The 24,098-nt window shown below is 45.0% G+C and carries 21 protein-coding genes and 1 pseudogene; 8 read left to right on the plus strand and 14 right to left on the minus strand.

Features of this window, described 5'->3' with window-relative positions; genetic code table 11:
- Positions 1-566, minus strand: a 566-nt coding sequence (locus H6F50_RS16340; RefSeq protein WP_242029066.1) for a CPBP family glutamic-type intramembrane protease, incomplete at its 3' end; no start/stop codon positions are given.
- Positions 567-959: 393 nt separating this feature from the next.
- On the opposite strand from H6F50_RS16340, the gene H6F50_RS16345 reads away from it, so the two are divergent.
- On the plus strand, positions 960-1,298 hold the full coding sequence (locus H6F50_RS16345) for a polyribonucleotide nucleotidyltransferase (protein WP_190429508.1): 339 nt from the start codon (positions 960-962) through the stop codon (positions 1,296-1,298).
- Between the two features lie 141 nt (positions 1,299-1,439).
- The gene (locus tag H6F50_RS16350; protein WP_190429509.1) at positions 1,440-1,736 is read left to right on the plus strand and encodes an acylphosphatase; all 297 of its coding nucleotides are present in this window, start codon (positions 1,440-1,442) and stop codon (positions 1,734-1,736) included.
- An 8-nt stretch (positions 1,737-1,744) separates the two neighbouring features.
- Here H6F50_RS16350 and ggt read toward each other — a convergent pair whose 3' ends face one another.
- Positions 1,745-3,301, minus strand: a complete 1,557-nt coding sequence (gene ggt / locus H6F50_RS16355) for a gamma-glutamyltransferase (RefSeq protein WP_190429510.1) — start codon at positions 3,299-3,301, stop codon at positions 1,745-1,747.
- A 600-nt stretch (positions 3,302-3,901) separates the two neighbouring features.
- On the opposite strand from ggt, the gene H6F50_RS16360 reads away from it, so the two are divergent.
- Positions 3,902-4,948, plus strand: coding sequence for a 3-deoxy-7-phosphoheptulonate synthase (locus tag H6F50_RS16360; protein ID WP_190429511.1), 1,047 nt, complete (start codon positions 3,902-3,904; stop codon positions 4,946-4,948).
- A gap of 95 nt (positions 4,949-5,043) precedes the next feature.
- Here H6F50_RS16360 and H6F50_RS16365 read toward each other — a convergent pair whose 3' ends face one another.
- The 4 genes from H6F50_RS16365 to H6F50_RS16380 all read right to left on the minus strand — a co-directional run bounded on the left by H6F50_RS16365 (position 5,044) and on the right by H6F50_RS16380 (position 9,553).
- Positions 5,044-5,301 carry a hypothetical protein gene (locus tag H6F50_RS16365; RefSeq protein ID WP_190429512.1) on the minus strand — a complete coding sequence of 86 codons (258 nt, stop codon included), beginning with the start codon at positions 5,299-5,301 and terminating at the stop codon, positions 5,044-5,046.
- Positions 5,302-5,663: 362 nt separating this feature from the next.
- On the minus strand, positions 5,664-6,830 hold the full coding sequence (locus H6F50_RS16370) for a pyridoxal phosphate-dependent aminotransferase (protein WP_190410599.1): 1,167 nt from the start codon (positions 6,828-6,830) through the stop codon (positions 5,664-5,666).
- Positions 6,831-7,146: 316 nt separating this feature from the next.
- Positions 7,147-8,229, minus strand: a complete 1,083-nt coding sequence (locus tag H6F50_RS16375) for a class I fructose-bisphosphate aldolase (RefSeq protein ID WP_190429513.1) — start codon at positions 8,227-8,229, stop codon at positions 7,147-7,149.
- Between the two features lie 205 nt (positions 8,230-8,434).
- A complete protein-coding gene (locus tag H6F50_RS16380; RefSeq protein WP_190429514.1) occupies positions 8,435-9,553 on the minus strand; it encodes an aldo/keto reductase in 1,119 nt (372 codons plus the stop codon).
- A 147-nt stretch (positions 9,554-9,700) separates the two neighbouring features.
- Between H6F50_RS16380 and H6F50_RS16385 the strand changes: the two genes are divergently transcribed.
- Positions 9,701-10,078 carry a VOC family protein gene (locus H6F50_RS16385; protein WP_190429515.1) on the plus strand — a complete coding sequence of 126 codons (378 nt, stop codon included), beginning with the start codon at positions 9,701-9,703 and terminating at the stop codon, positions 10,076-10,078.
- 114 nt (positions 10,079-10,192) lie between these two features.
- On the opposite strand, the gene H6F50_RS16390 is transcribed toward H6F50_RS16385, so the two are convergent.
- Both H6F50_RS16390 and H6F50_RS16395 read right to left on the minus strand, forming a co-directional pair.
- Entirely contained in the window at positions 10,193-10,492 is a 300-nt protein-coding gene (locus H6F50_RS16390) for a hypothetical protein (RefSeq protein ID WP_190410594.1), read from the minus strand.
- A gap of 112 nt (positions 10,493-10,604) precedes the next feature.
- The gene (locus H6F50_RS16395) at positions 10,605-11,321 is read right to left on the minus strand and encodes a phosphoribosyltransferase family protein (RefSeq protein WP_190429516.1); all 717 of its coding nucleotides are present in this window, start codon (positions 11,319-11,321) and stop codon (positions 10,605-10,607) included.
- Between the two features lie 262 nt (positions 11,322-11,583).
- Here H6F50_RS16395 and H6F50_RS16400 point away from each other — a divergent pair, with 262 nt between their 5' ends.
- Complete coding sequence (locus tag H6F50_RS16400; RefSeq protein ID WP_190429517.1) at positions 11,584-12,291, plus strand: uracil-DNA glycosylase; 708 nt, start codon at positions 11,584-11,586, stop codon at positions 12,289-12,291.
- Positions 12,292-12,301: 10 nt separating this feature from the next.
- On the opposite strand, the gene H6F50_RS16405 is transcribed toward H6F50_RS16400, so the two are convergent.
- Positions 12,302-13,066, minus strand: a complete 765-nt coding sequence (locus tag H6F50_RS16405; RefSeq protein WP_190429524.1) for a HEAT repeat domain-containing protein — start codon at positions 13,064-13,066, stop codon at positions 12,302-12,304.
- Between the two features lie 1,332 nt (positions 13,067-14,398).
- Here H6F50_RS16405 and H6F50_RS27190 point away from each other — a divergent pair.
- Positions 14,399-14,497: pseudogene (locus tag H6F50_RS27190) on the plus strand (IS1 family transposase); the annotation flags it as partial.
- A 180-nt stretch (positions 14,498-14,677) separates the two neighbouring features.
- On the opposite strand, the gene H6F50_RS16415 reads toward H6F50_RS27190, so the two are convergent.
- The 5 genes from H6F50_RS16415 to argF all read right to left on the minus strand — a co-directional run bounded on the left by H6F50_RS16415 (position 14,678) and on the right by argF (position 18,718).
- Positions 14,678-15,217, minus strand: a complete 540-nt coding sequence (locus H6F50_RS16415) for a GNAT family N-acetyltransferase (protein WP_190429519.1) — start codon at positions 15,215-15,217, stop codon at positions 14,678-14,680.
- 1 nt (position 15,218) lies between these two features.
- A complete protein-coding gene (locus H6F50_RS16420) occupies positions 15,219-15,443 on the minus strand; it encodes a hypothetical protein (protein WP_190429526.1) in 225 nt (74 codons plus the stop codon).
- 57 nt (positions 15,444-15,500) lie between these two features.
- Entirely contained in the window at positions 15,501-16,760 is a 1,260-nt protein-coding gene (locus H6F50_RS16425) for an AmpG family muropeptide MFS transporter (protein ID WP_190429525.1), read from the minus strand.
- A 262-nt stretch (positions 16,761-17,022) separates the two neighbouring features.
- Positions 17,023-17,661 carry a transcriptional repressor LexA gene (gene lexA, locus H6F50_RS16430; protein WP_190410589.1) on the minus strand — a complete coding sequence of 213 codons (639 nt, stop codon included), beginning with the start codon at positions 17,659-17,661 and terminating at the stop codon, positions 17,023-17,025.
- A 136-nt stretch (positions 17,662-17,797) separates the two neighbouring features.
- Positions 17,798-18,718, minus strand: coding sequence for an ornithine carbamoyltransferase (argF, locus tag H6F50_RS16435; RefSeq protein ID WP_190429520.1), 921 nt, complete (start codon positions 18,716-18,718; stop codon positions 17,798-17,800).
- Positions 18,719-19,355: 637 nt separating this feature from the next.
- Between argF and H6F50_RS16440 the strand changes: the two genes are divergently transcribed.
- Together H6F50_RS16440 and H6F50_RS16445 are read left to right on the plus strand one after the other, a co-directional pair.
- Complete coding sequence (locus tag H6F50_RS16440) at positions 19,356-22,409, plus strand: response regulator (RefSeq protein ID WP_190429521.1); 3,054 nt, start codon at positions 19,356-19,358, stop codon at positions 22,407-22,409.
- A 115-nt stretch (positions 22,410-22,524) separates the two neighbouring features.
- Positions 22,525-24,098: alpha/beta hydrolase (locus H6F50_RS16445; protein WP_242029067.1), on the plus strand; the 1,574-nt coding region annotated here is incomplete at its 3' end.

Below are 24,098 nucleotides of genomic sequence, written 5' to 3' on the forward strand. Positions count from 1 at the left end.
CAAACCACCACAATTAGCCAATGAATTGCCACGGGCATCCATAGAGAGCCACTTTGAAAATAGGCAAGAGTACAAATAACACCTAGAAGTGCTGCCAAGAATAGAAAAACTGGGTCAAAAAAACTTCGGAGTCCATCGGGGTAGAAAGTTACGGCATTTAGCGGATGATAGATAATAAACATTGCTAAACTAATACCTCCCCAAAGCCACAGAGTAGTAGGGGTAGCTTTTTCTGTAGGGTGAGGGAGTAGTAAAATCCGAAAAAATAACTCTTCAGATATGGCGGGAGACAACAGACAACGCGCCATTACACCGATAATAATTTCCCAGGATGTTTCTACATCGAGTTTTAAAAAACCAAATTTGAATCCAATAGGTAATGAAATCAAGGCATATATCAGTACCAAAGCAGCAGAATATAGGCACGCTTTGGCATCAGGAGTTGTAGAGGCGGCTGTAATTAAGCGAGAGACAATTCCCAGGCTTGGCGTAAGCGCGATCGCATCTACGGAAAGCTCAAATAGCCCTGCGATAACTGGCACATTACTCATATATACGTTAATCATTAAAAATATTTCCTCAGATAGATATTTTTTGCAGATAAAATTATACTACCGATAGCTTTTTCGTTAAGTTCAGTAATGTTTCAGTGTTATTGACGATAAGACTTTATAAAGCTTTCTTATAAAGGGCAAAAATTGCCAATACAATAAAAAATCATCTAAAGAAAAAAGGTAGCACAAGAAGTACGTACGGGAAAGTTTAAACTCTGGGTATGTCTGCGTAAACCTTTGCACCCTTGGTGTTGAAAAACATATTGTTAAGCAAGTTTGCGAAGCTTCTTCTGGATGAGAAGCTCTACCTGTTGGAAGAGATATTGACCAAATTCCTGTGACAAACTTCTAGAATTACGACAGCTTTAATAAATGAAATTCTCAACTTAACTTTGGAGGGACATTATGGGAATCGGCGATATGTTCAGAAACATACCGGGTTTGAATAGGGAAGGAGGCGATCGAGATCAGGAGTACCGCGATCGCAATGAAGATCGGGAGTACCGCGATCGCAATGAAGATCGGGAGTACCGCGATCGCAATGAAGATCGGGAGTATAGCGATCGCAATGAAGATCGGGAATACCGCGATCGCGATAGGTATCGTGACGGAAATGATGATGACGATGATGACGATCGCAAAGATAGATATCGTAGTGAACATCGCGATGATGATGACGACGATGATGACGAACATAAGCACAGCCATCGCCGCAAACACCATGACGATGATGACGACGACTAAAATGGTCGGGTTGGATTAACCATCCACACAATCTGCTAAAGAATTAAATGGCGTCAGCTCTATAGTTGACGCCATTCCTGCATAAAATGAACCCAGGCAATACTTTTAAGCTAAAAATCTGTCGTAGACAGGAAAAAATAAATGCAGAATTCATCACCCTCGACGGGGCAAATCCGCGCCCACGTAATCGTTTCAGGAACCGTTCAGGGAGTTGGTTTTCGGTTCTCAACGTTGGATGAAGCGATCCAGCTAGGCGTCAGCGGCTGGGTGCAAAATCTCCCCGATGGGCGTGTAGAAGCTGTTTTTGAAGGAAGCAAGGCAGATGTTGAAGAGGTAATTCAATGGTGTCACAAAGGGCCACCTGCTGCTGTGGTGAAAGCGGTGGCGGTTGAGTATGAAACGCCAGAAGGATTGCGCGGATTTGAAATGTGGCGATAGAGGCAATTTTAGCAGGTCGCGATAACTCCACTTCTACGGCGATCGCCAGCGCCGGTTATTAATCCTTCCGAATTTTCCATGACACTATGAACGCCACCAAAAAACATATTCTTCTGTTTCCAAAAAATCAATTCATTACTACCTGGAAGCATCAGATTTTTAAGTTCTTCTTCGCTAAAGCCGGGTTCAAGATTAAAAATATCACTTTCCCAATGAACGCGAGGATGATTTACTGCTGCATCAACGTCCATTTTAAAATCAATAATATTAGAAATAACTTGTAAAATTGCAGTTCTAATTCGATTCGAGCCACCAGAACCTAAAACAATCTCTGGTTGATTATTCTTAAGTACAATAGTCGGAGCCATCATTGAAGAAATCCGCGTATTTTCTTCCCAGTTATGAAATCCATGCGGATTTAAATCAGCTTCTCCTAGCATATTATTCAGCATAATCCCAGTTCCCGGAATCACATAAGAAGAACCCTCTCCATTGGAAGTGGTAACACTCGCCGCATTACCTTCGCTATCAACCACACTGATATGAGTAGTGCTTCCCCATTTATTGACAACTTCAGTTAATTGACCTTCATAAATAGCCAAATGTTCAGATGATAAAAAAGTTTGGGCAATCTCTTCTGTATGAGTATAAGCGTCATATCTATCCGTTCTGGCTTCATTGGTTAGGCGCATCACATGAGCTAATATTTCTAAATGGCGAGAACTGCCAAACTCTATATTAGTTAAATCAACTTTTGAAAGCAGTTCTAAAGCAAAAGCAATCAGAATGCCTCCAGAACTGGGTGGAGGATTTGTTAAGAAGGTGTTCCCCCGGTAATTCATCACCAGCGGCTTTCTCTCAATTACTCGATAATTCTTAAGGTCTTCTAAGGTTAAGTAACCTCCATAATCTTGGCAATCGTTGACTAAGCGTTGGGCAATGTCACCCTCGTAAAATTCTCTAATTCCACTTTCAGATAAATAAGTTAACGTATCAGCAAAATCACTCATCAAGACTGTTCCTCCAGGCTGAACAAGTTTCCCCTCTGGGGCAAAAACCTGCTGCATCTCTTTAGAGCCAAGCAGCATAGGACTGAGGATTGTCAAACAGTAATAAGTAAAATCGTTTAGTTCGACACCCGTTTTTGCATAACGGATTGCCGGTTCAGCAACCACATTAAAAGGTAATCTCCCTAATTTCTGATGAACGTGAAAAACGCCCTTGAGGTTTCCAGGAACAGCCATTGAACCAAGCCCAATATGGAACTCTTGGACTGCATCGCCAAAATTAATTGCAACTGGATAAAAATTAAGCTGTTCCTGACTTTTTTTCTGTTGTGGCGTTTGAGAAAAGAAGTCGAACAAAATATTTTGATTATCCTGAGTATGGGCTAAAAGAAACCCACCACCCCCCGCAGATGTCAGCGCAGTTTCGGTAACGCAAGAGGCTAGAATTGCAGCCGCCGCTGCATCAAATGCGTTCCCCCCTAATTGGAGCATCTCAATTCCAGCTTCGGCTGTTTTTTGATGTCCAGCAGCAATAACACCGTGAGTTTTTTTATACATAAATATTGAGTACGAAAAGCTAGAGTGAATAGAAGCTAGGTTGTCAGTATGTAGGGCAATCGCGCTTTCTTATATTTGCATGATGAGACTGCCACGAGCGCCGGATCGCGATTGAATATAATAAAATTGGCAGGACAAACGAAATGATATTACCGACTTTACTAGAGATCGAGGATTCTATCTGTGCTTTATGCCTCGAAAAACAACAGTGGTTGCTGAAAGGTATCCCTTGGGAAGGGCAAAAGCGGATATCTACACAAGATAAACTCGTTGATTTAAAACACATGAAAAACTACCTGAGAGGGCTAGCACTCCAAGCATCTCACCAGAAATCGCGGAAATCGATGAGGAGTTGCCGTTGCTGAAATAGATGATTTAGCAACCCGGAGAGATTCAGGGAAACGATCGCTCTCAGCTTGGATGAGGGTGCATCCAGGTAGCGATCGCTTCGCTAAGATGTGCTTCGGGGAATCCTTGCAGCTAGGGTTCAGCGTTTTTATTAATTTTTTTATCTAAGTTAGATGAATTTTTTCACCCTGTCTATAACATTACATTTGGACTTCAATCCCTAACGCATACAAAAACCAGGAATTATACCCGATGGAAACTCAATTATTCAACACTCATATTGAAGAATCGCATATTCTCTTAACTCCAAATGAAGTTAAATCAAAATTACCTTTAACAGATGAGGCAGAAAAAACCGTTTTAAACTTTAGGAATGAAATAGAGGATATCCTAGATGGGAAAGATAGTCGAAAATTTATTGTAGTTGGCCCTTGTTCTATCCATGATATAAAGTCGGCTGAAGAATACGCCTATAGACTAAAAAATCTCTCCGATCGAGTGAACGATAAGCTGCTGCTGATCATGAGAGTGTATTTTGAAAAACCAAGGACTACTGTGGGATGGAAAGGATTAATTAACGATCCGGATATGGATGATTCTTTCCAGATAGAAAAGGGTTTATTGACTGCACGGAGTTTATTAATCAAAATAACTGAATTGGGATTACCCGCTGCTACAGAAGCTCTCGATCCTATAATTCCACAATATATTGGCGAATTGATTGCATGGTCTGCAATTGGGGCACGCACAACCGAATCGCAAACTCACCGCGAAATGGCAAGCGGACTTTCAATGCCTGTAGGTTTTAAAAATGGTACTGATGGTAGCGTTCAAGTCGCTTTAAATGCTCTGGAGTCAGCTAGAAAACCTCACCATTTTCTAGGGATTAATGCAACGGGACAGGTGAGCATTTTTAAAACGAAAGGAAATGCTTACGGTCATATTATTTTACGGGGCGGTGCCAAACAGCCTAACTTTGATGCTGCAAATGTAAAAATTGCGGAGGAAAAATTAAAAGCAGCTAATTTGCCTCCAAAAATTGTCATTGACTGTAGTCACGGAAATTCAAATAAAGACTATAAAAAACAGTCAGCAGTTTTTGAAAATGTTATTCAACAAATATTGGAGGGGAATGCTTCTATCGTTGGCATGATGCTGGAATCAAATTTGTACGAAGGCAATCAACCCATTCCTAGCCAATTAGAAGAATTAAAATACGGTGTTTCGGTAACAGATAAATGTATTAATTGGGAGGAAACAGAAAGAATTATTTTAGCTGCCTACGAGAAGCTAAAGTAAAAAAGCAGTTTTTTAAGACTGAGAACTGACAAGTCAGCGCAACGCTCTCGCCTGTGCTTGTAGTATCGGTGAAGGTAGTTTCACCGATACTAAAACTAAGTGTTTTCTCCTTCTGCTTGGAATGGATATTCGCCTACACCTAGCTGCTTTTTTGAATCTTCTAACTGTTTCCAAAGCATTTCAAGGTCTTGGAAAGCTTTCTCTAGAGGAATTTTACCATTGCTTGCCAAACAACTGATATAAGTTGCTTTTTGAGCAAATTCTTGTAGATTTGCATTAAAAACTAAATTCTCTGGTTTTACATCACCATAGTAACGGCTATGAGAATATATAAAATTGGAAGTTACTAACATTTTATTTATCTCCGCTTGTGAAATTCTGTATCTTAATTCTTACTATGCACTGCAATCTCTGTCGGGATAAGTGATAGCTGTCTACAAAAAAAGTGACGCATATCAACCTTATGAGTGATGAAACTAATCAATAAGAGTTAAAGTCGCATTCGATTGAGTGACAGCAATCTCAATAAATGCGATCGCAATCTTCCGCTTATGTGATGCAAATCACAAGAAGCAGCTTCTTTGTATTTTGCTCGTGGCCAATTTTAGACAAAGCGATCGCAAAGTAGCATCCCAGAAACCCTAAGAATCGCGGGTGCTACTTTACCAATTTTGTTCAGTTAGTGAGTGACGAGATCGTTTTCCCCAGCTCTGGACTAAACTAGCGATCGCACAAACTTATCTAATCTGTCCATGCCTTTCTCAATCGAGGTCATATCCGTCGCGTAAGATAAACGGATGTGGTCATCGGCACCAAAAGCAATCCCTGGAATGGCAGCAACTTGCTGAGATTCTAGTAAAGCATCACAGAATTCTAGAGAAGTTAAACCCGTCTTGCCGATATTAATGAACAAATAGAAAGCACCGTCAGGCTTGGCACAACTGAGTCCAGAAATAGCGTTGAGACGCTCTAACATTACCTGTCGCCGTTCGGCAAAGGCGAGGCGCATTTGTTCCACGCACTCTTGAGAACCTTCCAAGGCAGCGATCGCGCCAAATTGTGCAAAAGTACACACATTCGAGGTGCTGTGCCCTTGGATGGTACTCATTGTTTTAATCAATTTTACGGGACCCGCGAGATAACCAATTCGCCAACCCGTCATTGAGTAAGCTTTTGCAAACCCATTGCTAATGAGGGTGCGCTCAAAAATCTCTGGTCCCAGCGAACCAATACTAATCTGTTGCACTCCATCATAGATAATCTTTTCGTAAATCTCATCGGAGACAACCAGAATATCTTTCTCTACCACCACCTCTGCCAATGCTGCCAACTCTGCTGGCGTATAGACGATGCCGGTGGGATTAGAAGGGGAATTGAGGACAAAGAGCTTCGTCCGTTCGGTACAAGATGAGCGGAGTTGCTCCGGCGTAATTTTATAGCCGGTGGAGGCATCTGTCTGCACAATCACCGGAGTCCCACCCGCTAGAACCACCATATCCGGATAACTGAGCCAGTAGGGAGCGGGGATAATCACCTCATCCCCCGCCTCAATCAGCGCCATGTGCAGGTTATAGAGGGAATGTTTGCCACCGTTGGTAACGATGACATTTTCAGCCATGTAGCTGAGTCCATTATCAGTTTGTAGCTTGTGAGCGATCGCTTGCCTTAACTTCGGTTCCCCCGCCGCTGGCCCGTACTTGGTCTTGCCCTCGTCTAGCGCTTTTTGGGCAGCGACTTTGATATGCGTCGGGGTATCGAAATCCGGTTCCCCAGCACTCAAACTACAAACATCCATTCCTTCTGCCTTCATCGCCTTGGCTTTAGCTGCGATCGCCAATGTTAAAGAAGGCTGTACTTGCTCCACTCGTGCTGCCAGCTTCATCCTTACCCCACTCTTGAGACTAACTTAGAGAGCCGTTGCCAAAGTAACTTAGCTTGTGCGATCGCGTTGCGCTGACTTGCCAGTTCGCTCTTGGTAACTCTCTAGTCTTTCAGAGTAGCCTGCAATCAGGCTCCAGGTTGGCATTTTTTTTACTTTTTAAACGAATTCCTTGTTTTTACCTGCATCCTGACAATTAACCACTAAGGCACAAAGACACTCAGGAAACACAAAGTTTTCCATTTTAGTGTCGTTGTACCTTAGAGGTTCTTTGAAAACACGCTTTGGCGCTTATGGATCTGAATAACAGACCCCGCGCTCAAGCAATGGTTACATCTGGTGAGAGATAAACATCTTGGATGGCGTTAAATAGCTTCACTCCTTCCTCAAACGGACGCTGGAAGGTTTTACGACCGGAAATCAATCCAGTACCCCCAGCCCGTTTGTTAATGACGGCGGTGCGGATTGCTTCGGCAAAGTCGTTTTTACCTGACGCACCTCCGGAATTAATCAATCCAGCGCGACCAGAGTAGCAATTTAGCACCTGGTAGCGGGTGAGATCGATCGGGTGGTCGGTCGTCAGGTCAGTGTAAACTCGATCGTGGGTTTTGCCGTAACTTTGACCTGTGGCTTTGGCAACCGCAGCATATCCGTTGTTACATTCAGGCAGCTTTTGTTTAATGATGTCTGCTTGAATGGTCACGCCCAAGTGATTTGCCTGAGCCGTGAGATCCCCTGCCAGGTGATAGTCTTTGTCTTGCTTAAAAGCGTTATTCCGGAGATAGCACCAAAGGATGGTTGCCATCCCATATTCGTGGGCGAGTTCAAAAGCTTGGCTGACTTCCTGAATTTGGCGGGTAGATTGATCTGAACCAAAGTAAATCGTTGCCCCGACCGCAGTTGCCCCCAAATTCCATGCTTGCTCGATAGAGGCAAACATTATCTGGTCGAATTGATTGGGGTAAGTGAGCAGTTCGTTGTGGTTAATCTTGAGAATGAAGGGGATTTTGTGGGCATACTTGCGAGAAACCATGCCCAAAACGCCCAGCGTGGTAGCAACGGCATTGCAACCGGCAGCGATCGCGAGTTTGACGATATTCTCAGGATCGAAATACATCGGGTTGGGTGCAAAAGAAGCACCCGCTGAGTGTTCGATGCCTTGGTCTACTGGCAGGATGGAAAGATATCCAGTATTGGCTAAACGCCCGGTTGAATAGAGTTGCTGGAGACTCCGCAGCACTTGCGGGTTGCGATCGCTAGCAGCAAAAATTCGGTCTACGAAATCAGGCCCTGGCAGATGCAGTAAATCTTTAGAAATCTTCGCTTTGTGAGTCAGAAGGTCTTCTGCTTCTTGACCAAGATTCGACTCTAGAAAACTGGGCATAGATAGCGTAGTAGTCATAGCCGTTTTCCTAAAAACTTGAGTTTTGGTGGGCAGTACTGATGCAGGGAAGAGGGGTAATCAATCAAAAGTTTTGTTAGAGTAGCGCGTGTTTAATTCTGAGTTTTGAGTTTAAAATGCTTTATTCAAAACTCATCACTCCAATTCCAATTACCACCCGTCTTTAATCAACGAGAGAACTATCCTTAAAAGCTAGCGTACCGCTTCAAGTTTCAACTTGCTCTTTTGGTGGAAATCCGTGCTGTTCTCTACCCGGTGGCCCGTCGTACTTCTTTGATGTTTTGTAAAGTTCAAAGCGCCCATCAGCAGCATAGGGTGCATAACGCGATCGCACGGCTTGCATTTCCTCTGGAGTCATCGGCGTGAAACCCCTGGCAATATTCAAGTTCTGGCGCAGCACTTGTAGCGAGTCAATCCCACTCACTGTCGTCGCCACGGGAAGACTCATGGCATAGCGTAACGCTTCTTGAACGGTGACAACGCCTGCTTTAATCGGTTCGCCCTCACCGCCGAGACTTTTCATGCCAATGGCGGCAATCCCGCGCTTGTTGAGTTCTGGGAGAACTTGTTTCTCAAAGCTGCGAAAGCTGGCGTCAAAACAATTTAGCGGCAGTTGCACCGTATCAAAGGGGTAATCATAGGAAAGCATTTTCAAGTGAATTGCCGGATCTTTGTGACCTGTGAAGCCAACAAACCGAACTTTACCCTGCTGCTTGGCTTCATCTAAAGCCTCGATAACACCCCCTTTGGCGAAATGCCTTTCCGGGTCGTTGTCGTAAACAACTTCGTGAACTTGCCATAAGTCGATATAATCCGTCTTCAGACGCCGCAAAGATTGCTCTAGTTGCTGCATGGCGACTTTGCGATCGCGTCCGTGGGTACAAACTTTGGTCATCACAAAAGCTTTATCCCGCCGCCCTTGCAGCGCCTTCCCCAGCCGTTGTTCGCTGACACCTTCGTTATATTCCCAGGCGTTGTCCATAAAGGTGACACCCGCATCCAGCGCTTCTTGAACAATCCGAATCGCTTCGGGTTCGTTCGGAACTCCCAAGTGAAAGCCACCGAGTGTCAGCGCGGAAACTTCTACGCCAGTGCGTCCGAGTTTTCGGCGGGGAATCTCGCCTGCTTTGATGGGCATCCCCTGGGAAGTTGGCGATAGATTCGTTTCAGCATTGACTTGTTGGTGGGGGTGTAGCAAAATCCGATCGGCGATCGCGACTCCAGCTCCCAAAACGCCGAGTCGTTGCAGAAACTGCCTGCGCTTCCAGTTCAGAATTTCTTGGCGACGATTCTGGGCTGCGGTATCATCATGTGCATCTGGCATGAACTGACCCTGCTGATTTCTTTTATTTCTTCCTAGAATTAATATTTTTGTTAGTGTATTTCACCCGTCTCTAGATAGGTTATTCACTTCTCTTAAAAATCCAATTTATTAAGGCTTAACCTTTTTTTCAGGTGATTCCTAACAAATATGCTTTTCCAATGCACCGCCGCACTCGTCACTTTAGCAACCGTTGACCTTGAAGTTCTAGTGCTTTTCTATACCAATCTGCTCAACCAAAACCCAAATCCCTACATCCCGAATATTTACGCTGAATTTCAGTTGCCTGGATTTCGCTTAGGAATTTTCAGACCTAAAGAAACGCACTTATCAGAGTTTGAATCAGCTAAAAGTGGAATGAGCTTGTGTTTAGAAGTGACTGACTTAGAAGGGGCAATTTCTCACCTAACTGGCCTCGGATACCCACCCCCAGGAGAAATTTTTATCGCTTCTCATGGCAGAGAAATCTATGCTTACGATCCTATAGGAAATCGGTTAATTCTTCACCAAGCATTTGCTATTTGTTAGAATCTTCACTTAGCTTTGAGGAAAAAGCATCGCTTGAAGATTTTAAATTTGCATGACTTAAAATTATCAAATAGTGGGCGAACTTAGATTTTTAAATCTAAATTTGAAACACGATTACTTGAGGTAAACGGCTAAGTCAGAAAAGCTACAAAAACTATAGATTAGTAACAGGATGGCGAGAATCTGCATCACGCGCAAATGGGGCGAGGGCATGAGAGTTTCGCGTACCCACATTGACATCGCAGCTCCAATGGCATAGCTTGAACTTAAAAGCAGATAAGGCCAGTCTTTGGTAATTTCCCAGCTCATCAGTAAGCCGATAGCTAACCCGGTCATCAGCAACTCAACGAACCAAGGTGGATTGTACTGGCTAGAAAAAACTAAAGTGCGCCACCAAAATTGTATAGGTCTCATCGATCGGTTGTTATTTTTTAAAAGAGCCATTAACGATTAACTAACGGTTAATCGTTAATAAAAAAATCAATCTAGGACTACTAGTTAAGATAATCAAAATTAAACAGTTTGGCTATCTGCTTAGAGGTGCATCTGGAGGAGTTCCAGGGAAAATCTGCTGATTGTGCTGTTGTAAGTCAGCGATCACTTCTTGTGTCTCAACTTGGGGAAATGCCTCATAGAAGCGACTGACACTGAGGAAAGGATCGGGTGTTTGGAGAATAATCACGCGATCGCTCCAAGATAATAGCCAATCGCCTAATCCTATCGGTGCCACCGGACTACAAACCCAAACCGCAGCAGGTTCTTGGGCTTTCAAAGCGTAAGCGGCGGCTGCCATTGTCATGCCGGTAGCAATGCCATCGTCAATCAAAATAGCGATCGCACCGCGAGGATTCACGGATAAGCAGCTAGGAGAAAGCTGACTGTAGAGCGCCGCAGCTTTTTCTTGGGCTTGGTGCAACGCCGCTTCCCGTAGCTGATTATTTTCGGGATCTTTCCGCGATCGCTTTGCCTGGTACCAGATAACGTGCCCATCTGACGTGACGGCACCAATCGCCAGTTCTGGATTTTCAGGACGGGTAATTTTTTTAGCGACAACGATATCCACCGGGCAACCCAGACAGCGTGCTACCGGCACAGCCACCGGAATACCGCCGCGAGGCAGTGCATAAACGATAGGCTGAACGCTCAAACCTTGAGCCTGGAGCTGCTTAATCTCTGCCAGAATAGGCTGAGCTAGCTGCTCGCCAGCAGTAATGCGATCGCGGAAAATTGGGGCTGATGACATGGCACCCTCCAGAAGTTGGCAGTGCGCTCGCCTCTATAATGGCTGATTTTCGCCAGATAAGGCAGAAATCGAGAGTCCATCCAAAGTATGAACTATCAAAGGGCAAGTGTGAACCCACTTTCAGCCTAAGAGTAACCGGAAGCCCAGAGAACCTAAGCCTCACGCTGACCTAAGTCGGAAGAGTGAGCTTCCGGCTTAGGTCAGCGGAGTGTCAATATTGTTAGGATTATTTCGGAAAAACCATAGACTATCCGCCAAATTCATGCCAAGCGAAGACCAACTCAGCCTTTTTGACACCTCAGGGATTAGCGAATCTACCACAGCCCAGCCTCAAGCACTAGAACTGATTCCGACAAGTGCCAAAATTCCTATTCCTGCTGGCACCTATCAAACAATGGCTCAGATGGCTGAGCATTGCAACCAATGCTATCGCTGTCAATTGGGCGAAACCCGCACAAACGCTGTAGTTGGACGCGGCAATCTCCAGGCACCCATCATGATTGTGGGGGAAGCGCCCGGTCAAAATGAAGACGAACAAGGCAAACCATTTGTCGGTAAATCGGGTCAGTTGCTAGATAAAATACTCGCGTCGGTGCAGCTAGATACCGAACAGGACGTCTACATTGCCAATATTAATAAGTGCCGTCCCCCCGCCAATCGGGTTCCCACCCCCGATGAAATCGCTGCTTGCAAACCGTATCTGTTAGAACAGATCCGCATGGTAGACCCGAAAATTATCCTATTGACGGGCGCTACAGCAGTGAAAGGATTGACTGGCGATAAAAGAGGCATTACTAAGATTCGCGGCACTTGGATCGAGTGGGAAGGACGCCTATGTATGCCGATTCTCCATCCAGCCTACCTGCTGCGGAATCCTGCCCGTGAAGCGGGCAGCCCCAAATGGTTAATGTGGCAGGATATTCAAGCGGTGCGGGCAAAGTTGGATGAAATCCGCAGTTCTCCAGGCTAATGTTGTCGGTTTACACGAGTCCTTCCTGTTCTAGGGTTTCAATCAGCTGAAGACCTCTGGGATCGCCGACTCTCAAAAGCGCAGCTTTTGCATCTTCTCGGACACCCATCTCTTCATCTTCTGCAAATGCCTCAATTAATCCATCAATGGCACCCGCGTAGACGGCATTAGAAGGCATTTCGCGGCAGAGTTGTCCTAACGACCAAGCACAGTTGCTACGGACGGCGGCGATCGGGTCTTGCCTTAGAGCTTCAATCAGGGGTGGAATTGATGCCACAATGGCTTCGTAGCCCAGTTCAGCCATTTGAGCTAACCCACTGGCTGCCCACAGACGCACGGCAGAAATATCGGTTTTTAAGGCGTCGGTGAGAGGTTCTAACGAGCGGCGATCGCGGCAGTTTCCCAAAGCCCAAACAACACCTTTGCGGACGTAGCCATTCCAATCGTTGTTGAGCTGGGTAATCAACGGCACTACGGCTGTAGAACTAGGATTGCGCCCCAGCCCATAAGCAGCACTCACCCGTAGCAACGGGCAGGGGTCACTCAGCAAGTGAATTAAATGAGGAATCGCTCGTTCATCCTGGAGTTCGCAGAAAGCTCGTGCTGCTAGCATCCGTTGCTGCGTTCCAGGAGCCGTTAACAGTGCCAGCATCGCATCTGGATCTGGTTGAGGCTGGCTCTCTGCGTCGGCATCAAGCGGCTCTATTTGATCCAGAGGGCTTTCTAGCTCTATCTCTGGATCGAGTAAGCTCAAATCGTCATCGTCGTCATACATATTTGAATAAAGTACCACTACCGCTCCCATTCCTCTAGTCTCTACTGGCAATGCCTGCTTGAGAGAGGCACGAAAGTTAAGAAAACTAACATTATGAGTTGCTAGACCCGATCAAAAAGTTGAATTTGGTATAGTACACGACACCAAGAGCCTTCTATTGTGATCCTTGATAACAGGGGGAGTAATGTGACAGACCACCTAGAGCCATATCGCCGGATGGTTCGTTCCATTCGATTCGTTCCCGCCTTGGGACCTACCCACCAATCTCAGCAGCCGGTGATGCCATTGCCGCAGGTCAATTTATCACCGTCAGTGCCATCTACCCCTCAACCTGCCCCTCAACCTGCCCTCGATCCGTCCGAACACGTTAGCGGCTTGGTGCGAGAGGCAGTCTCGAAACCGACGGTGCTTCCCGTGACCTATGCGATCGCGGAAAATCTCGGCGATCGCATCAGCCGACTGACTGCTGCCAAACCAACGCGATCGCAACCGCCGGAAATTATAGCATTCAAAATTCCCCAGCCTGACCCCAACTGGAAGCCTGCCCCTCCAGTACCTGGTTGGGAGCAGCCAGTAGACGCGAGTTCTACGGCTCCCTCAGATGTCGCGGCACCGGAAGTTGAGTCACCATCCAGCTCAGTGCCAGGGACAGAAGCCCAAACTCCAGTCTCGGCACCGGAAGTAGAGTCATCACCCAGTTCAGTGCCAGAGACGGAAGCAGCACCCATTCCCGAACCCGTCAAGGAGACGCCCAGCGCCCTTCCAGAAGCAATATCTGAAACTCCAACGGCGGCACCGGAAGTGTCAGTTCAACCGACTGAGGAGACGACTGCTGCTGAGGCTGAGTCGCCAGAGGCGATCGCACCGATAGAGGAACCAGAAGATACCCAAAAACCCTCTTTATTAGACAGGGCGGCGGCGGCACTTCAGGCGGTGGTATCTGTTTTCGACAAGCCAGATGCCGACCAAAAAGAGCCTGCTGTAGAACCAGCACCTCCAGTCGAAGCCGAAATATCAGCGGCTACATCCGTTCCAGTCGAAGAGATCCCCAGCGAATCGGAAGTCGAAACTGAAACACCAACAGCCGAAGCTCCAGTGTCAGTTCAACCAGGCGAGGAGACGGCTGCTGAGTCTTCGGAGGAAGCGATCGCTCCCAATGATGAACCAGACGCCCCTCAACCAACTTTATTAGATAGAGCTGCATCAGCGCTTGAGGCAGTGGTATCTGTTTTCAATCAGCAACCAGAAGCAGACGACCAGAACGAACCCGCGGTAGAATCAGCACCCGCAGCCGTCCCAGAAGCCCAAGCAATAGAAACACCTCAGATTAACTGTCCAAAATGCGGCGCTACTGAGGTTCGGAAAAATGGGCACTATAAAAACAAGCAAAGATATGTTTGTAAAGACTGTGGGAAACAGTTTGTTGCCGCTGATGCTGGTGAAGAAGCCGAGCCACAAACGCAGACAAAGCCTGCTGTAACATCTGAAGCTCAGGCATTGCCAAAGACGCACAGCATTCCTGCCGTACCGGAAAAAACTTCTAAGGGCAAAGGGAAGAAACAGGCAAAAGGTTTTGGACGACCCAAAACAAAATAGCTTGCTTGGTCTTCCTTATGGCTGCGGTGTCTCAGGAAACAGCGGTTTCAGCATCCACAAAGACTGGGTTTGGTAGCCGAGGCTGCGGTAAAGATTCAACGCGGGTTGATTGGTTTGAAAAACTTGCAGACCCATTTGGCGATCGCCTCTTGCCCGCGCCCAGTCTTCGGCATGATTGACCAAAGCTTTTCCTATGCCACGTCGGCGGTGTTCTGGCAAGACATAGAGTAAAAAAATGTGGGCATGGCGATCGCCTGTCACCTGATCCACGGCATTTCCCAACCAAAGACAAGCTACTTGGGAAGGATGATGAACGGATGAGCCAGGAATTGAAGAATCTGTTTCTTCCTTTTTTCTTCCTTCTTCCTTTAGTTCGACCCACCACAAAGGCGTTTTTTTAGAAAAGTATTGCTCAACCGTTTCCGCTAGATGAGAAAAATCTTTTTGTTCTGGAAAAAGCTCCTGGTAAGTCAGCTGCATGAATTTCACGAGACTTGCTCGATTCAGACTCGATCCTTCGCGCAGCTGATACCCCGGCAATAACAGACAAGGCATTTTAGACTATCGATTTTAGATTGGAGATCAATCCTAAATCCATCATTTCTAAGCCAAAATCAGATGTCGGTGCCTGAGCGTGTTCCCCAGGAGGATTGACTTCCTCAATAGGTGCGGGTGCTGCCATGTCAGAGGGTAAAAAGATGCGGGCGCTAACTGCCACCAGCGCCACAAAAAAGATCAACACCACGATCAATGGAACAATGTACTGACGAAAGATAGCCATAGAGAAAGACTTTTCTAAGAATTGTGTTTAAGATTTGTTAAGCTCTCTGTTTCTATCCTACAACTGTTGAGAGTCATCGTCTTCATCATCTAGTACCTCTCTAGGCATTTCTGGCACGGAACGCGGATTCCAGGGAGCAAAAATAGGCAGCAGCAGTAATCCAGGCAAGGCAGCGGCGATGCTAATTAGGAAAAAGGAAGGCCAACCAGTGGCTTCTGCGATTCGACCCGCTGGGGCAACTAAAATATCGCGGCTGACTGCCATCAAGCTGGAGAGTAACGCATACTGTGTTGCCGAGAAGCGCTGGTTACAAAGACTCATCAAAAAGGCTACAAAAGCGGCATTTCCGAGTCCAGCACAAAAGTTTTCAATATTAATAGTCAGTACAAGTAACTGATAGTTTTTCCCGACTTGTGCCAGGAGAAAATAAGCAAAATTACTCACTGCTTGCAAAGCACCAAATACCCAAAGTGAGCGATTAATACCGATTTTGCTAAGAATTGCACCGCCTGAAAGAGCGCCAACAATGCTTGCCAATAATCCCATGCCGCCCTGAATTGCACCAACTTCTGCGGAAGAGAAGTTTAAGCCGGTCTTTTCCAACAAAAAGGGCGTGGACATATTATTAACAAGCGCGTCACCCAGTTTGTAGAGAACAATGAAAACTAGAATCAAAAATCCTTGGCTCTGACCATTGCGTTGAAAGAATTCAATAAATGGCAAAGACACCGCTTCTGATAAGGAATCGGGTGGGCGATCGCGCTGTATGGGTTCCGGTGCCCAAATTGAACTCACGAACCCAATTGCCATCAACAGCGACATCAACAAGTAAACTGTAGGCCAAGACAATTTTTCCGCTAAAATCAGCGCCAAACCACCCGTAATCAGCAAGGCAACGCGATATCCTAAAACAAAAATCGCTGCCCCGGCTCCCATTTCCCGTTCTTCAAGGACATCCGTGCGATAGGCGTCAACGGCGATGTCTTGAGTCGCGCTGAAAAAGGCAATCAGTAAAGCATTGACGGCTAACAGTTGCAAAGCTTGGGAGGGCTTTTGGAGCGCCATTGCTGCGATCGCTAACAACAATGCCGCTTGCGTCAGAACTAGCCAGCCACGACGACGCCCCAGAAACGGCGGCACAAAGCGGTCGAGTAAGGGCGACCAAATAAACTTGAGCGAGTAGGGCAAACCTACCAAGCTGAACAACCCAATCGCGCTTAAATTCACGTTCTCGACTGTCATCCAGGCTTGCAACGTCTTACTCGTCAAGAACAAGGGCAAACCTGACGCAAAGCCCAGAAACAAAAGAGCCGCCATCTTGCGGCTTTGAAAAACTTGAAAAAAAGATTGGGTTGCTTTCACGACTGACAAAGGCTCCTTACGAACTTTGAGTCATTAGTTTGCTGTCCTTGCTAGTGGGTAATCGGTAATCGGTAATGCCTTGTATGAATTACTAATTACCAATTACCGTTTCTCCAATTCCTAATGACTCAGGAGAATGGCTCTTTTGGTCTTGAGATATCATCCCATAGAGAGAAACCTTTTCCCGGAGACTTTGATAAGAGGAACGCGAAGAATGCTATCGCCTTCGAGATCCCGATTTCATGGAAGCAAATTCATAGCCGCGCCAGACGCCGACCAACACACCTTGCACCTCCACTTGGTTCGCCTTTACTTTAATGGGGTCGTATTTGGTATTGGCTGGTTTGAGCGTAATTTGCTCTCCCTGCCGGTGATAGCGTTTCAAAGTCGTTCCGTGTCCTTCGACTCGTGCTGCCACAATCGTGCCATTTTTCACGCGATCCGGTTCGGGTACGGGTCGCATGATGACCATATCGCCTTCAGCAATTTGGTCATCAATCATGCTGTCTCCGACCACCCGAAGGGCATAATAATCCGGCTGACGAAACAGGGCAGCCAAATCCAGCTGTTCGACCGTATCGGTGAAAGGTTCGACAAGACCACCGGCAGCGATCGCTCCTAAAACCGGCACTCCACCCGCACCAGAGCGCACAATCCTAATCGTGCGGGCTTTTCCTTCCGTCCAGTCAATGTAGCCTTTCGCACGCAAGTGTTCCAAGCGGCTCTGAACCGGCGCAGGCGACTTCAGTTCCATTGCCCGCATCATCTGCCGAATTGAAGGCGCGTGTTGATATTGACTGATATATTCCACCAGCCAATTATAAAGTTGCTGCTGAGCATCAGTTAGGGGTTCCATAAAACAATAGGGGAATACTAATCTACGTCCTATAGAACATTCGTACTACTAAAATCCACGTCTGTCCAGTGGTTAATGGCTAATGTTTTTTAAACAATTAGCCATTTGCCATTCGCGATTAGGGATTAGCAAATTATCAATCTGCTCCCAAAAGACTCACCAACAAAGCCTTCTGCGCGTGCATTCGGTTTTCTGCCTGATCCCAAACCCGCGACTGAGAACCTTCGATAACAGCATCGGTAATTTCTTCCTCTCGATGAGCAGGTAAACAATGCAGCACAATTGCATCAGGATCGGCAATACTCAACAGCTGCTCATTCACTTGGTAAGGTTGAAAAATTGGAATTCTGGCATCTGCTTGTTCCTCTTGACCCATACTTGCCCAAACGTCGGTATAAAGCACATGGGCACCTTTGGCGGCAGCTTCAGGGTCGTTAGTAATTGTTACCTCAGAGTTAGTCTGTGCAATCTTTTTCGCTTGCTCGACAATTGCCGCATCGGGTTGATACTCCGTAGGTGTAGCAATTCTCACATTCATCCCCATCAACGCGCAGCCCAAAAGCAGGGAGTTTGCCATATTATTACCATCTCCCAGATAAGTCAAAGTTAGCCCATCTAGCGTTCCAAAGCATTCTTGAACAGTTAATAAATCAGCTAAAACCTGACAGGGATGTTCTAAATCCGACAGCGCATTGATAATCGGAATCTTGGCATAGTTCGCAAAAGTTTGCAGATCCTCCTGCTCAAATGTCCGAATCGCTAAGATGTCTAGATAGCGATCCAACACTCGTGCTGTATCGGCTAACGGTTCTCCCCGGCTCACCTGGGTAACATTAGGATTAAGGTCTATCACCTGACCGCCTAGTTGGTACATTGCCACTGAAAAGCTGACGCGAGTCCGTGTAGACGCTTTATAAAACAACAGCCCTAACACCTTATTGCAGCGCAAATTTAGCTGATGCGTCTTCAGCTGAGCTGCCAAATCCAAAAGTTCTTTCATTTCCTCAGCACTGAGGTCTGCCAGACTTAGGAGATCTCGTCCTTTCAATGCTTCCATTTTTATCCCCGATGAGTGAAGTAAAATGCGTTCCCGCAGCGTGAGTCTTAACGGAGCGCGTCGTTTAGACTCTACTTGGCTCTTGTTATACCGTTTTAAAACCCTACCAGATTTTTATCAACTTAGCTGTGGCAGAGAATTGTAAGGACAAGTTCATGAGTAACCAGAAGTGTTTCCAGGTACATCCAGGGTAAAACTTTCGGGATAGCAACCCATTTTTGCAGAATTTAACGGGTTTGAAGGGAAAATGTTTTTTCTGTTCCAGCAGCTTAATAGAGAGTTATTCATCCCAAATTTAGGCTTCTCCAGTCTCTTTCAACCCTAGTCCTCGAAAATATCTTTTCAACCGAGAAATAACCCACTATAAAGTCAAAATAAACCTTAAAAAAGGTATTGATATGGTAAAAGTTCCTTTTGTATCCTTTCAGCAAAAAAAGTAAGCAAAAGCTCAGCCTGTTTCCCCTACCTAGAAAATAGGTTGCAAGAATTAACAAACTGATGTATACCGCTTAGGGGGGTTAGACTTAAAATTTTTAGTATAACTTTAAGCCATTTAAGGATATTTACTAAGATAATCATTGATTCATAAAAATAATTAGAAATCTCACAGAAATATAACTTTTCCAGAATCCCGAATATGAAATTTCCCTTCGCGGTGAAAATAGGGCTGGCTATCTCGCTTCTTTCAGTTGGAGTCACCAGCACTAGCGTTTATTTTTTCTACTCAAAAACAAATCAAATTGTTTTAAACCAGATGTCAGAGCGGCTTAAAGATGTAGGTCGTCAAGGAGCATCTTCGTTAGAGCAAGAAGAAAAACAAACAATTCAGCAGCTTCGTCAGTCTCTTGAAAAAAATTCTCTGCCTGTCAGCGAAAAAATCAGAACCCTAGAACCTGGAGAAATCACGGCTTCTTTACCACCTAAAATTGCTCAAGAATATATAAAATCCCCGGAGTATCAAGCTCTTGTAAAAATTTTGATAAAAATTAGAAATAGCAGCCGGAGAAAAGTATTTCCTGTGAGATTTTTGAGGCAAACCTCGGAAGCAAAAGACAAGATTCCCCTCATTCGCTCAACCTATCTTATTGTCAGCATTCCAGAATCGCCGAGATATCGAATTGTCAAGTTTCTGGCTCATGACGATTCTCAAAAAATACTAGCTCAGAAAGAAAAATTGATTGGGGATTTATACGCAACTGAGCAAAATGAACTACAGCAAGCTTTTGAGGGGGAAGCACAAGCTGGCAAGAAATTTTATACAGATAAAATTGGCACTTTTCTCAAAGCAGCCATTCCCATTAAAAACGAAAAAGATAATGTCATTGCTGTTTTAGTTTTAGAGTACGACGGCACCAACGAAATCAACCAAATTCATAAATTACAATACATTTGCATAAGTATTATTAGTATTAGTTTAGTCCTATCGCTGCTCGTCGCATTTTTGCTGGCGCGTTGGTTGGGAAACCCTATCGAAAAATTATTAGAAGGTGCCCAAAAAGTATGCGATCGCAACTTTGACATCTTTATAGATGTTAAAAGCAAAGATGAGTTGGGACTGTTGGCAGATGCCTTTAATTCGATGGTAGCGGAAATACGAGACTATGCCCAAAACCTAGAATCCAAAAATAAAGATTTATTACAAATCAATCAACTAAAAGATGAATTTTTAGCTAATACTTCCCAAGAGCTACAAACTCCTTTAAATGAAATAATCGGTATCACTGACTCTCTTTTAGAGGGAGCTGCTGGACAACTGTCGGAAATTCAAACGCAAAACTTGTTAATGGTTTTGCAAAGCGGTCAACGGCTAGCAAATATGGTTAACGATATTGTTGATTTAGAAAAACTTAAGCATAAAACACTGGGGTTAAAACTCAGACCAGTAGGAATGCAAGAAATTGCCGATGTAGTTTTAACTCTTGCTAAACCTTTCGCAGATATCAAAGGTTTGCGCTTGATTAATCGAATCGAACCTACTGCACCAATGGTATGTGCTGATGAAAATAGAGTCCAACAAATCCTGCATAATTTAGTTAGTAATGCGATTAAATTTACTGATGCAGGTAGTATACAAGTTGTTTCTTCGGTTGCGAGTGATTGCATGAAAATTACGGTTGCCGATACCGGCATGGGCATTCCAATCAATAAAATAAATACCATTTTTGATGCTTTTGAACTTACGGAAGAATCTATTTCTAGACCTTCCGTGGGGACGGGCATCCGCCTTGCAGTTACTAAACAACTAGTGGAATTGCATGGGGGCAAAATTTACGTAGAATCCACTCTAAAAAAAGGTTCGCGGTTTACTTTTACACTACCGCTGGCAGGAAAATCGGACAGTATACAACAAACGCTTCCCAAAGAAGTCAGTTTAAAAGAAGTTGAAATTCAAAACTTTCAGTTTGAAAGGTTACAAGATTACCTACAACCTGCACCCCAAGAAGGAAAATTTAAAATTTTAATTGTAGATGACGATCCGGTTAATCTTCAGATTCTTAACAATTATCTGTGTTTGGAAAATTATACGGTTTATCAAGCGAGGAATGGAATTGCTGCTTTAGAAGCCATTGAGCAAGGTCTAAAGCCTGATTTAATTTTACTTGATGTAATGATGCCAAAAATGTCAGGCTATGAAGTTTGCAAAAAAATTCGCCAAACTTTCCCTGCCAATGAATTACCAATTGTGATTGTGACAGAAGCGCATAGCGTTGCTAATTTGTTAGAAACCTTTGGTTCGGGAGCCAATGATTATCTAACTAAACCTATTTCAAGACACGAATTGATAGCACGAATAGAGACTCATCTTGAGCTTTCCAAAATAAATATTGCTTATGGTCGATTTGTGCCCCGTCAATTTATTAGTTTGCTGGGAGAAGAAAGTATTGTTAATGTAAAGCTAGGCGATCAAGTGCAGAAAGACATGACAATTCTCTTTTCTGACATTCGCAACTTTACGAGCCTTTCAGAGGCGATGTCACCCAAAGAGAATTTTAATTTTATTAATTCCTACTTGAGTCGGGTGAGTCCCGTTATCCGGAATAATAATGGTTTTATAGATAAATATATTGGAGATGCGGTGATGGCGCTTTTTCCGGAAAGCGCTGAAGATGCTTTGCAGGCAGCGATTGAAATGCAAAAACAAGTCTCGCAGTACAATATAGAACGCCGAAGAAGCAATTTACCTCCTATCGCTATCGGCATTGGCATCCATAGCGGTAGTTTGATGCTAGGCACAATTGGAGATGAACAGCGTATGGAAGGGACAGTGATTTCAGATGCAGTGAATCTGGCGTCTCGTCTGGAAGATTTGACCAAAGCCTACGGAGCTTCTATTATTATTAGTGAAAAGACTTTGCTGGGTTTAGAAGATCCCACTCGATATAATTATAGATTTTTGGATAAAGTTCATATTAAAGGTCGTAAAGATTTATCGCCTATTTTTGAAGTTTTTGATGGTGTTATCTTAGAGACTTTAGAGCTAAAGAGCAAAACCAGAAGCTCTTTTGAATGGGGAATTCATCTCTATTACAGCCAAAAATATGCCTCTGCGGAGGAAATTTTCAAGAACGTCTTAGAGCAAAATAATCAAGATAAAGCGGCTAGCCTCTATGTTAAACGTTGCCAGAGATTGCAAAAACAGGGAACCGATGAAAGATGGGACGAAATTGAGTCTTTCGAGGAAGCCTTTTAGGCAAAACAACAGGGAGGGATGTTTAAAGAGTGGGTTGCAAAGGCAACCTACATCGCCGATTACCAATTCTGCGATTAAACGCTTGCTTTTAAGCCTTCCAGGTCTCTGTCTAGGAATGGTTTTACCTTCTGTAACGGCTTTGATGCCGAGTCGGGTTTTGGCTGCGGAAAAAATATTTATTTCCTATGGACCGATACAGTTATCCCTTCCGGTTTCGGCACTGGAAGAATATGCCAGGGAAGGCAAAATCAATCAGGATTTAGGGTTTTATGCTCAATTTTTTAAGCCGGAACAGCTAGAGCAGTTACGGAGGATTTTGCAAACTCGTGCGAATGTGAGTCCGGTGGCAGTGGCTCAATTTCTCTACACGCCGCAGGGGGAAATTTTGCTGCGACGAGTCGGCGAAATTATTCAAACAAAAGCATTTCAACCAGGTTTTTATGCAATTCGAGCTGCTTTAATTCAAGCTGCTGCCGATCCCGCAGGGTTGACGCCATTGAATGTACTGCGAAAGTTTCCGACTTACGCAATTCGGATTAATTCGGATCGGGGCTTTGAGATTATTGATGAACTGAGCAACCTGATTGGGAAAACGCAAGGAGCGATCGCTGCTGTTGAACAGGAAGCTTTGGCTGAAATCTCAGCTCAGTCATCCACTCAGCTGCCCTTTCAAGCGTCACAAATGGCAACACCGTCTAATATTCCCGCAGGGCGGGATTTACAGCAACCAGGGCCGCTAAGCTGGGAAATGCAAACCCTGACGCTCAATGACCTCAGCCGCAGCCGTACCTTCCCAGTCGATGTTTATCTGCCGCAGTTGAGCGGACGAGCCGCACCTGTGATTGTAATTTCTCATGGGCTGGGAAGCGATCGCTTGTCCTATGCCTACCTGGCAAGACACCTAGCCTCTCATGGATTTGCAGTGGCTCTGCCAGAGCATCCAGGCAGTAATTCCCAGCAGTTGCAGGCTCTAATTAGCGGTCTGACGAGCGATGCGGCTCCTCCCAGCGAAGCGGTTGACCGTCCTCTGGATATGAAGTATTTGCTAGATCAACTAGCAGCTACTTATAGAGGACGACTGGATATGCAAAACGTCGGCGTCCTTGGTCAATCGTTTGGCGGCTACACAGCGTTGGCGCTGGCGGGTGCAGAAATTAATTTTGAGAACCTGGAAAAAGATTGCACTGCTATCAATAGTTCGTTGAATCTGTCGCTGTTGCTCCAATGTCGGGCGTTGCTGTTGCCGCAAATTGATTATCAGTTGGGGGATGACCGAATTAAGGCAGCGATCGCGATCAATCCAGTTGATAGTAGTATTTTCGGAAAAACTGAGATGAGCGGCATCAAAGTTCCGATAATGTTATTTGCCAGCAGTAACGATACCGCCGCACCTGCTTTATCAGAACAAATTAAACCCTTCACCTGGCTGACAACTCCCAACAAATATCTGGTTTTAATGAAAAAGGCAACGCATTTTTCCACTTTGGGAGAAGCGTTTGAAGGCACTGGCGTAGTTAAAATCCCGCCGCAAGTTGCCGGGCCAAATCCCGTGACTGCTTTTGGATATGTGAAAGCCTTGAGCCTAGCTTTTTTTAAAACCTATGTTTCTAACGAGCCAGAATATCAAGGCTACCTGAATGCTTCTTACGCTCAATATATCAGTCGAGATGAGATTCCTTTAGTTTTGAT

The organism is Coleofasciculus sp. FACHB-712 (genome assembly GCF_014695635.1).
Classification (GTDB): domain Bacteria; phylum Cyanobacteriota; class Cyanobacteriia; order Cyanobacteriales; family FACHB-T130; genus FACHB-T130.